The following is a 7,177-nucleotide window of genomic DNA, read 5'->3' as shown; positions in this document are numbered from 1 at the left end:
GAGGAGGGCGACGACGGGCAGAAGGTTTTTTCGCATATGAAATCCGCTGGTTCCGGGCAGCAATGGCAAGGTAGGGCGACACCGTCACAATTGCCAGCCGGAATTTTCGTGAAGGGGAGATTGCAAAAGACGGCACGAGAGCCTACTGCATAATTCCTCAACTCGGAATCGAGTTGAGGAATTATGCAGTATATTTAAAGTGTTACAGAGACCTTTGCGCGTCATATTTGACGCGCGGCACTGTAGCGCTGATCGCGCGCAACTGTGTCGGACATGTGACGCTCCGTAAGGTCGCCGGGTTATTTTCCACAAAAGAGAAGAATGATGTCGAAAGCATTGGCGGTGATCCTGCTTCTGGCCATGGCGATCCAGGTGATCAGGCCCTTGAATCTTCCCGGCCTTCGATATCGCCGGGATTTCTGGAAGATTGCCGTCTTTGCCATCGCCCTGATGATGTTGACCGTTCTTATCCGCCCATAGTTGCGGCAAGCCGTTGTTTTTACGTCTGAATCTCGTCGCTTCTCCTGTTGCCGGTGATTTTTTGCACACTGGATTTTTACGTTCCGAGTTGTCGGCCCGGTGATGCGGCTTGAGCCTGCGTTGCAGATGGCCGCGACTGCCGAGATCGACTTTGCCGTGCTCGACATCCATCGGGCCGGCACGCATTCCTTTCCCATCGCACAGGGGTCTACGCCAGCGCGGAATCCCGTTCCTTCCTGCCAGCGGCTACGGCGCCGCAGGGCTGGCGGAGGGTTTCGAGACGGCTCCCGTGTTGCAAAAGCCGTTTGGCGAGAGCGATCTTGAAGAAGCGATCTTGTCGGTAAATCCAAAGAGCGCGATCCGGGGCGTAAACCGATCGGATATTTGATCGGTTCTTAAAGGGTAGGCAGAAACTTACCAACAGGCCATTATTTCGCTCTGCCAGACTGCTGCGAAAATTGCGACCGTTATCGTGGCACCAATGAAGATCGGCTTGGCAAACGCGCGATAGATCCTCTCGAAACGTGATGGCTGATGCTGCGTGAGAGGCTGATGGTCCGCAAGAACGTCTGTCAGTTTCCTGAGGGAGCCGGCGCTCTTGAGTTCTTCCAATCGATCCAGAAAGAGCGGGACATCCGAATAATCTACGCCGATCGTTGCAAGCTGGTTGCCGGAAAACCGCTCGCTGGTGAAAACGTCCAGTGTCACATAGGCTATGCAGTTCATCATGCCTCCGCTGCTCAATTTCGCATCAGGAATATCGCGGGCCGCGCGACACGCGAACAAGGTTCTTGTCACCCGGACAATCGAGCACCGCACAATGAAAAGCCCGGCCGCTTTCGCATGCCGGGCTTCCGCTTCCATTTGAAGCTTGCGGTTTAAGCTGCCTTTTCAAGTTCCTTCTTCCAGCCGCCCTTGGCTGCCAGGCTGCACATCTGGGCGCGATGGGTAAAGGCGCGTTGGCCGGCGGCGACATTTTCCGGCTTGCCGGCCCAGGCGTTGAGCGCTTCGGTCTGCAGTGCCCGGCCATAGGAGAAGGTCATGCCCCAGGGCAGGTCGTAACCGGCCTTCATGGCGGAGAGATGGGCGGTCGCCTCTTCCGTTGACTGGCCGCCGGAGAGGAAGGCGATGCCGGGAACGGCCGAAGGAACGGTGCGCTTCAGCACCTTGACGGTCCGTTCGGCGACTTCAGCCACGCTTGCGTGCCGAGCCTTCTTGCCGTCGATGACCATGCTCGGCTTCAGGATAATGCCCTCGAGGCTGACGCGGGCATCGTTCAGTTCCTGGAAGACGATCCGCAGCGTCTCCTCGGTGACGTCCTCGGAGCGTTCAATCGAATGGTTGCCGGGTGCGCCGTCCATCAGCACTTCCGGCTCGACGATCGGCACGATGCCCGCTTCCTGGCAGAGGGCGGCATAACGGGCGAGCGCCTGTGCATTGGCCTTGACGGCGCCGAAGCTCGGCAGCACATCGGAGACGGAGATGACGCCGCGCCACTTGGCGAAGCGGGCGCCGGCGTCATGATAGGTTTTCAGGCGGCCTGCCAGGCCATCGAGGCCTTCGGTGATCGTCTCGCCCGGGAACTTGGCCATCGGCTTGGCTCCGGTATCGACCTTGATGCCTGGCACGGCGCCTGCGGCACGAATGATCTCGACAAAGGGCGTGCCGTCAGCCGCTTTTTGGAACAGGGTCTCCTCGTAGAGGATGACGCCTGAGATATAGGCGTTCATCGCCTCGTCGGCGCTGAGCAGCATTTCGCGGTAGTCCCGGCGCGACGTTTCGGTGGACGTGAGCCCGATCGTGTCGAAGCGCTTGCCGATCGTCGCAGTCGATTCATCTGCCGCCAAGAGGCCCTGGCCCGTCGCCATCATGGCGGCTGCGATGTCTTCCAGTCTTTCGCTCATCGAGGTTCTCCTGTTGCACTTATGGGATCGCGGATAGCAGAAGAATACGGCAACGAAAATGGAAGTTAAATTGTTTAAAACGATTGAAATAAATTTAATCGTTTGAAATATTGAGATTATTTTTGCAGTGCGATGGAAGATGGTGCGTCGCAATAAAAACCCCCGGCCGCTGGCCGAGGGTGCTGATCTTGCAATCGGCTGGGTGAAACGGCGTTGCGTTACTTCTGCTGATGCAGAATATCGACGCCCGGAAGCGGCTTTCCTTCCATCCATTCCAGGAAGGCACCACCGGCGGTTGAGACATAGGTGAGATCCTCGGCAACGCCGGCATGATTCATCGCCGAAACCGTATCGCCGCCACCGGCGACCGAGACCAGCGCGCCGCTCTTGGTGCGTGATGCCGCGTGTCTGGCAACGGCAACCGTGGCCTTGTCGAAGGGCGCGATCTCGAACGCGCCGAGCGGGCCGTTCCAGACCAGCGTCTCGGCCTTGCTGACCCAGTCGTTGACGGCGGCGATCGACTTCGGGCCGACGTCGAGGACCATGGCATCGGCAGGGATCGCTTCGATATCGACGACTTCATTCGCCGCACCGGCCTTGAACTCGCGGGCGATGACGCCGTCGGCCGGCAGCACGATGGCGCAGCCGGCAGTGGCGGCTTCGGTCATGATCTGCTTTGCCGTTGCCGCAAGGTCATGCTCGCACAGCGACTTGCCGACATTGGTGCCGCGCGCGGCGATGAACGTATTGGCCATACCGCCGCCGATGACCAGCGCATCGACCTTTTTCACAAGGTTCATCAGGAGATCGATCTTGGTCGACACTTTGGCGCCACCGACAATGGCAACGACCGGGCGCCTGGGATTGCCGAGGCCCTTTTCCAGCGCTTCCAGTTCGGCCTGCATGGTGCGCCCGGCATAGGCGGGCAGCAGGCGGGCGAGGCCCTCCGTGGACGAATGCGCGCGGTGTGCGGCGGAGAAGGCATCGTTGACATAGATGTCGCCATTGGCGGCCAGCGCTTTGGTGAAATCGATGTCGTTCTTTTCCTCGCCCTTGTGGAAGCGGGTGTTCTCGAGCAGCAGGATATCGCCATTGGCCATGCCGGCAATCGCGGCAGCGGCCTTGTCGCCGATGCAGTCGGCAGCGAAATGGACGCGCTGGTCGAGGATGTCCTCGACGGCAGGAGCGATCAGCGACAGCGACATGTCGGCGACGGGCTCGCCCTTCGGGCGGCCGAAATGGGCGAGCAGGATGACCTTGGCGCCTTTTTCCGAGAGTTCGCGGATCGTCGGCACGACGCGCTCGATGCGCGTTGCATCGGTTACCTTTCCGTCCTTGACCGGGACGTTGAGATCGACGCGCACGAGCACGCGTTTGCCGGCGATATCGGTGAGGTCGTCGAGTGTCTTGAAGGTCATGGGTGTTCTCCGCTGATGTCTATGTGTCGCACCAAGGCTCGATCAATGTTTGAGAGCGTGCGGCAGTCTCGAATATCCCTCCCCCTTGTGGGGAGAGTGGCCCGAAGGTTCGGGAGGGGTTTTCCTTGAACAGAAAGTCCCCTCCCACAAGGGGAGGGGACCATCGTGTCCTAGATCAGCTTGGCCATCGCAACGGCCGTGTCGGCCATGCGGTTGGAGAAGCCCCATTCATTGTCGTACCAGGACAGGACGCGGACGAACTTGCCTTCGAGGACCTTGGTCTGGTCGTTGGCGAAGATCGACGAATGGCTGTCATGGTTGAAGTCGCGCGAAACCAGCGGCTCGTCGGTATAGCCAAGGATGCCCTTGAGGGTACCGTCGGACGCTGCCTTGATCGCGTCGTTGATTTCGGCGACGGTCGTGTCGCGTTTGGCAACGAACTTGAAGTCGACGACCGAGACGTTCGGGGTCGGAACGCGGATCGAGGTGCCATCGAGCTTGCCCTTGAGGTGCGGCAGCACGAGGCCGACAGCCTTGGCGGCGCCGGTCGAGGTCGGGATCATCGACAGGGCTGCGGCGCGAGCGCGGTACAGGTCCTTGTGCATCGTGTCGAGCGTCGGCTGGTCACCGGTGTAGGAATGGATCGTGGTCATGAAGCCATGATCGATGCCGACGACGTCGTCGAGGGTCTTGACGACAGGAACCAGGCAGTTGGTCGTGCACGACGCGTTGGAGATGACCAGGTGGTCCTTGGTCAGTTGGTCGTGGTTGACGCCGAAGACGACGGTGAGGTCGGCACCGTCGGCGGGAGCCGAGACGATGACGCGCTTGGCGCCGGCCTGAAGGTGGAGGGCAGCCTTGTCACGCGACGTGAAGATGCCGGTGCATTCGAGCGCGATGTCGACGCCCATTTCGCCATGCGGCAGGGTTGCCGGGTCCTTGATCGCCGTGACCTTGATCGGCTTGCCGCCGGCAACGATGATCGTGTCGCCTTCGACCTGTACGGTCGCCGGGAACTTGCCATGGATCGAATCGTAGCGCAGCAGGTGGGCGTTGGTCTCGACCGGGCCCAGATCGTTGATGGCGACGACTTCGATGTCGGTACGGCCGGATTCGACGATGGCGCGCAGAACGTTGCGGCCAATGCGGCCGAAGCCGTTGATGGCAACTTTTACAGTCATTTCAGGTCTCTCCCTGTCTCAGGTGCTTGATGCGGAAAAACGGAGCGCGCGCGGACCGCGCACTCCGAAAGGAAATCAGGCGAGCTTCTTTTCGGCGGCAGCGACGATCGCCTCTACCGTGATGCCGAAATGCTTGAACAGATCCTTGGCCGGGCCGGAGGCGCCGAACGAGTGCATGCCGACGAAATCGCCATCATTGCCGATGAAATAATCCCAGCCCTGGCGGACCGCGGCTTCGGCAGCAATCTTGACCGGCGCATCGCCGATGATCGACTTGCGGTAATCATCCGGCTGTTCCTGGAACAGTTCAAAGCACGGAACGGAAACGACGCGGGTGGCAATGCCCTTGCCGTTCAGCTGTTCGGCCGCCTTGACCGCGAGTTCGACTTCCGAGCCGGACGCAAAGATCGAGACCTTGGCATTGGCGGCGGAACGAAGCTCGTAGGCACCCCTGGCGCAGAGGTTGTCCGCCTCGTAGGTGAGGCGCGACGGCGTGAGGTTCTGACGGGTCAGCGCCAGGCCGGAGGGACGATGCTGTTCCTTCAGTGCAAGCTGCCAGCACTCGGCGGTCTCCACCGCGTCGGCCGGCCGGAACATCAGCAGGTTCGGAATGGCGCGCAGGGCGGCCATGTGCTCGACCGGCTCATGCGTCGGGCCGTCTTCGCCGACACCGATGGAATCATGCGTCAGGACGTGGATGACGCGGATGCCCATCAGGGCTGCCAAGCGGATCGACGGACGGCAATAATCCGAGAAGATCATGAAGCCGCCGGAATAGGGGATCAACCCGCCATGCAGGGCGATACCGTTCATGGCAGCGGCCATGCCGTGTTCGCGGATGCCCCAGTGCATGTAGCGACCGGAGAAGTCGGTCGGGGTGATCGACTTCATCTGGCTGGTCTTGGTGTTGTTGGACGGCGTCAGGTCGGCAGAGCCGCCGAGCGTTTCCGGCAGCACGCCGTTGATGACTTCGAGCGCGTCTTCGGAAGCCTTGCGGGTTGCGACCGTCGGCGGAGCGTCGGCCAGCTTCTTCTTGTAGGCGTCGATCGAACTATCGAAATTGCCGGTCAGTTCGCCGGCGAAACGGCGGGTGAACTCGGACTTCTTGCCGGCTTCCGTCGCGGCAAGACGGTCGTCCCATGCCTTGACGGCATCGATGGAGCGGCTGCCGGCGGTGCGCCAGGCCTCGAGAATGTCGGCCGGCGTTTCGAAGGCCGGGCTTTCCCAGTTGAGCGCCTTGCGGGTGGCCGCGATTTCGTCGGCGCCGAGCGGCGAGCCGTGGACCTTGTGGGTGCCGGCCTTGTTCGGGGCGCCGAAGCCGATGGTGGTCTTGCAGGCGATGAAGGTCGGGCGGTCCGACTTCTGCGCGGCTTCGATCGCGGCTGCAATCTCATCCGGATTGTGGCCGTCGACGCGGATCGTGTTCCAATGAACGGCCTGGAAGCGGGCGATCTGGTCGGTCGAATCCGACAGCGAGACGGCGCCATCGATGGTGATGTTGTTGTCGTCCCAGAAGAGGATCAGCTTGTTGAGCTTCAGGTGACCGGCGAGCGCGATGGCTTCATGGCTGATGCCTTCCATCAGGCAGCCGTCGCCGCAGAGAACATAGGTATGGTGGTTCTGAAGGTCGCTGCCGAACTCTTCAGCCAGCTTGCGCTCGGCGATCGCCATGCCGACGGCATTGGCAATGCCCTGGCCGAGCGGACCGGTGGTGGTTTCGATGCCCGAGGCATGACCGTATTCCGGATGGCCGGCGGTCTTGGAACCGAGCTGACGGAACTGCTTGAGGTCTTCCACCGTCATGTCTTCGTAGCCCGTCAGGTAGAGCAACGAATAGATGAGCATCGAGCCATGGCCGGCCGACAGCACGAAACGGTCGCGGTCGGGCCAGAGTGGTGTCTTCGGATCGAATTTGAGGTAACGGGAAAATAGCACCGTTGCCACGTCGGCGGCGCCCATGGGCAGACCCGGATGGCCTGAATTCGCCTTTTCGACGGCGTCCATGGAGAGGAATCGGATCGCATTCGCCATCCGGTCGTGTTTTTCGCGAGAGATCATAGACTGTTCCGCTTGAGTTCGGTGGACAGGGAACGGTCTCTATCCTCCAAAGACCGTATGAGAAGCGGCTGACACATAGCAGTTGCTTCGACGGAGTCAATAAATACGGCCTTTTTGAACGGCTCGGGAGAGGCTT

6 protein-coding genes are annotated in these 7,177 nt (G+C 60.7%); 1 reads left to right on the top strand and 5 read right to left on the bottom strand.

What is annotated here, in order from left to right; all coding sequences use genetic code 11:
- Positions 1–324: 324 nt before the first annotated feature.
- Positions 325–480: a hypothetical protein gene (locus VL202_RS21480; RefSeq protein ID WP_325466086.1), complete on the top strand. Its 156-nt coding sequence runs from the start codon at positions 325–327 to the stop codon at positions 478–480.
- A gap of 414 nt (positions 481–894) precedes the next feature.
- On the opposite strand, the gene VL202_RS21475 is transcribed toward VL202_RS21480, so the two are convergent.
- The 5 genes from VL202_RS21475 to tkt all read right to left on the bottom strand — a co-directional run bounded on the left by VL202_RS21475 (position 895) and on the right by tkt (position 7,041).
- Complete coding sequence (locus VL202_RS21475; protein ID WP_325466085.1) at positions 895–1,344, bottom strand: hypothetical protein; 450 nt, start codon at positions 1,342–1,344, stop codon at positions 895–897.
- A 14-nt stretch (positions 1,345–1,358) separates the two neighbouring features.
- Positions 1,359–2,384, bottom strand: coding sequence for a class I fructose-bisphosphate aldolase (locus tag VL202_RS21470; protein WP_325466084.1), 1,026 nt, complete (start codon positions 2,382–2,384; stop codon positions 1,359–1,361).
- Positions 2,385–2,602: 218 nt separating this feature from the next.
- Entirely contained in the window at positions 2,603–3,802 is a 1,200-nt protein-coding gene (locus VL202_RS21465) for a phosphoglycerate kinase (RefSeq protein WP_325466083.1), read from the bottom strand.
- A gap of 170 nt (positions 3,803–3,972) precedes the next feature.
- On the bottom strand, positions 3,973–4,983 hold the full coding sequence (gene gap, locus VL202_RS21460) for a type I glyceraldehyde-3-phosphate dehydrogenase (RefSeq protein ID WP_325466082.1): 1,011 nt from the start codon (positions 4,981–4,983) through the stop codon (positions 3,973–3,975).
- A gap of 75 nt (positions 4,984–5,058) precedes the next feature.
- The gene (gene tkt, locus VL202_RS21455; RefSeq protein ID WP_325466081.1) at positions 5,059–7,041 is read right to left on the bottom strand and encodes a transketolase; all 1,983 of its coding nucleotides are present in this window, start codon (positions 7,039–7,041) and stop codon (positions 5,059–5,061) included.
- Positions 7,042–7,177 lie beyond the last annotated feature (136 nt).

This window comes from Pararhizobium sp. (assembly GCF_035497515.1).
In the GTDB taxonomy this organism is placed as follows: Bacteria; Pseudomonadota; Alphaproteobacteria; order Rhizobiales; family Rhizobiaceae; genus Pararhizobium.
The sequence above is the reverse complement of the archived record's forward strand: the minus strand, read 5'-3'. Positions and strand labels throughout refer to the sequence as shown.

What these genes read in the sequence shown, in the direction of transcription:
- VL202_RS21480 (WP_325466086.1), top strand. Translation starts at nt 325, where the DNA reads ATGTCGAAAGCATTGGCGGTGATCCTGCTTCTGGCCATGGCGATCCAG.
- VL202_RS21475 (WP_325466085.1), bottom strand. Translation starts at nt 1,344, where the DNA reads ATGGAAGCGGAAGCCCGGCATGCGAAAGCGGCCGGGCTTTTCATTGTG.
- VL202_RS21470 (WP_325466084.1), bottom strand. Translation starts at nt 2,384, where the DNA reads ATGAGCGAAAGACTGGAAGACATCGCAGCCGCCATGATGGCGACGGGC.
- VL202_RS21465 (WP_325466083.1), bottom strand. Translation starts at nt 3,802, where the DNA reads ATGACCTTCAAGACACTCGACGACCTCACCGATATCGCCGGCAAACGC.
- gap (WP_325466082.1), bottom strand. Translation starts at nt 4,983, where the DNA reads ATGACTGTAAAAGTTGCCATCAACGGCTTCGGCCGCATTGGCCGCAAC.
- tkt (WP_325466081.1), bottom strand. Translation starts at nt 7,041, where the DNA reads ATGATCTCTCGCGAAAAACACGACCGGATGGCGAATGCGATCCGATTC.